The sequence below is a fragment of the Sinanaerobacter chloroacetimidivorans genome, assembly GCF_018128545.1.
Classification (GTDB): domain Bacteria; phylum Bacillota; class Clostridia; order Peptostreptococcales; family Anaerovoracaceae; genus Sinanaerobacter; species Sinanaerobacter chloroacetimidivorans.
Genome location: NZ_JAGSND010000047.1, coordinates 1 through 2,190, shown reverse-complemented (window position 1 = coordinate 2,190; position 2,190 = coordinate 1). Strand labels below are relative to the sequence as shown.

Here is a 2,190-nt window from a genome sequence, read left to right as displayed (position 1 = left end):
AAGCTGGTGTATCCAAGCAGAATCCAGGTAATGATGATCATAATTAAGTATACGATAACAGGAACAGGGATTGATGCGACTTTGCTGCCAATGAACATCATGCCTGGTGTAAATTGGCTTACCGGTTTACCGCCGGTGTAAATCAGCGCAAATCCTCTGGCGATGGTCATCATACCCAGAGTAGCAATAAATGCAGGGATTCCTGTGTAAGCGATCAGTCCGCCGTTGATTCCGCCGAGTAAAGCTCCAATAGCTACAGCAGCAATGATCGGTACAATAACAGGCATTTGACCCATTCCAGGATAATATAAGGTGGTGGCAGTGCTGACCTGAGCCAGACTTGCTGCTACAACACCGGAGAAAGCAAGGATGGAACCTACGGAAAGGTCAATCCCCTTTGATGTAATAACTAATGTCATACCTAATGCCATGATTCCGTATATAGAGCTTTGAGTCAATACATTAAATATATTCGTTGATGATAAGAACTTCGGTTCCGCAATGGAAATACCGATAATCAGGAATAACAGAACCAATATTATCCCGTATTTCTGAATAAGAGCAATGGCTTTTTGCTTTTTTTCATTGGATACTTGTGCTTGGTCCATTAATTTCTTTGAATCAGACGTCATTGGCTAATCCTCCTTGTATTATGGTTTACGCCAGTTTAGGCACTTGGCCTGTAGCATAAGTCATGATTTCTTCTTGAGTCAAATCTTTATGGTTCTCGATGATACCGGTAACTTTTCCTTCATGCATGATCATAATTCTATCGCTCATTCCCATTACTTCTGGAAGCTCTGATGAGACCATGATGATGGATTTGCCTTGTCCGGCCAAGTTGGTAATCAGTCGATGAATTTCTGATTTCGCACCTACGTCGATACCTCTTGTAGGTTCATCCAAAAATAGAATTTCAGGACTTGTCAGCAGCCATCTTGCAACCAGCACCTTCTGCTGGTTACCGCCGCTTAGGTTTTCAATTTTCTGGTTGATGCTCGGAGTCTTAATTTTGATGGCATCAACGAATTCATTGGTATCTTTGATTGCTGTCTTATGATCCAGCAGGCCGTTTTTCTTGATATACTTCTTTAGATTGGCTATGATAACATTCTGGAAAACGGAGAGCATAGGGAAAATACCCGTTACACGTCTGTCTTCCGTCAGCAGTGCCATCTTGTTTGCTTTCGCATCCTTGGGTGTCTGTATCTTGACTTCTTTTCCGTCTATAATAATTTGGCCGGCTGATTTTTCCCGAATGCCAAAGATGGTTTCAATTACTTCTGTTCTGCCTGCTCCAACAAGACCGGCAATTCCCAATATCTCGCCTTTTCTGACGTCAAAGGAAACATCCTGGAACTTCTTGCCGTAGGACAGGCCTTTTACTTCCATTTTTACTTCACCGATTTCACAGGCTACCTTCGGGAACATTTCGTTGACTTCACGGCCTACCATCATTTTGATAAGCTCATTTACCTGCATGTCCGCGGTGGATCCTTCGCCGATATACTGGCCGTCTCGATAAACGGTTATTCTGTCACAGATTTCATAGATCTCTTCTAATTTATGTGAAATATAAATTATTGATTTTCCATTCTCTTTAAGCCTTCTCATTATGGAAAATAATTGTATAATTTCTTTATTAGTCAGTGCGGATGTTGGTTCGTCCATAATGATCAGCTTTGCATTATATGAAAGTGCCTTTGCGATTTCAATCATTTGCATTTTTGCAACGGTTAAATTAACCATTAACGTTTTTGGATCTTCATTAAAATCAATAAGTTTTAAAACTTCTTTCGTCATTTCATACATTTTTTTATGATCAACTAAACCCAATTTAGTCTTCGGTTCACGGCCCAGCCAGATATTTTCCATGATCGATCTGTGCTCTACAGGACTCAATTCCTGGTGAATCATGGCAATACCCATCTTCAATGCTTCTGCTGTTGAATAATTCTCAATCAGTTGACCTTCGTAATATATTTGGCCGGATGTTGGTGGATGAATTCCAATCAAGCATTTCATGAGTGTAGATTTACCAGCGCCGTTTTCACCCATTAGTGCATGAATTTCTCCATATTTAACATTGAGGTCAACTCCTTTTAGGGCTTTTACACCGGGAAAAGTTTTCACAATGTCTTTCATGACTAGGATATTTTTTTCTTCCATTGGCCATCTCCTCTTAATTAT

Annotated in this window: 2 protein-coding genes; both read right to left on the bottom strand. The window is 40.4% G+C overall.

Features of this window, described 5'->3' with window-relative positions; translation table 11 throughout:
• Positions 1-632 (bottom strand): ABC transporter permease (locus KCX82_RS22760; RefSeq protein WP_227020729.1); only part of this gene is annotated, 632 nt, incomplete at its 3' end.
• Between the two features lie 25 nt (positions 633-657).
• Positions 658-2,169, bottom strand: coding sequence for a sugar ABC transporter ATP-binding protein (locus KCX82_RS22755; RefSeq protein WP_227020728.1), 1,512 nt, complete (start codon positions 2,167-2,169; stop codon positions 658-660).
• Between the last annotated feature and the right edge of the window lie 21 nt (positions 2,170-2,190).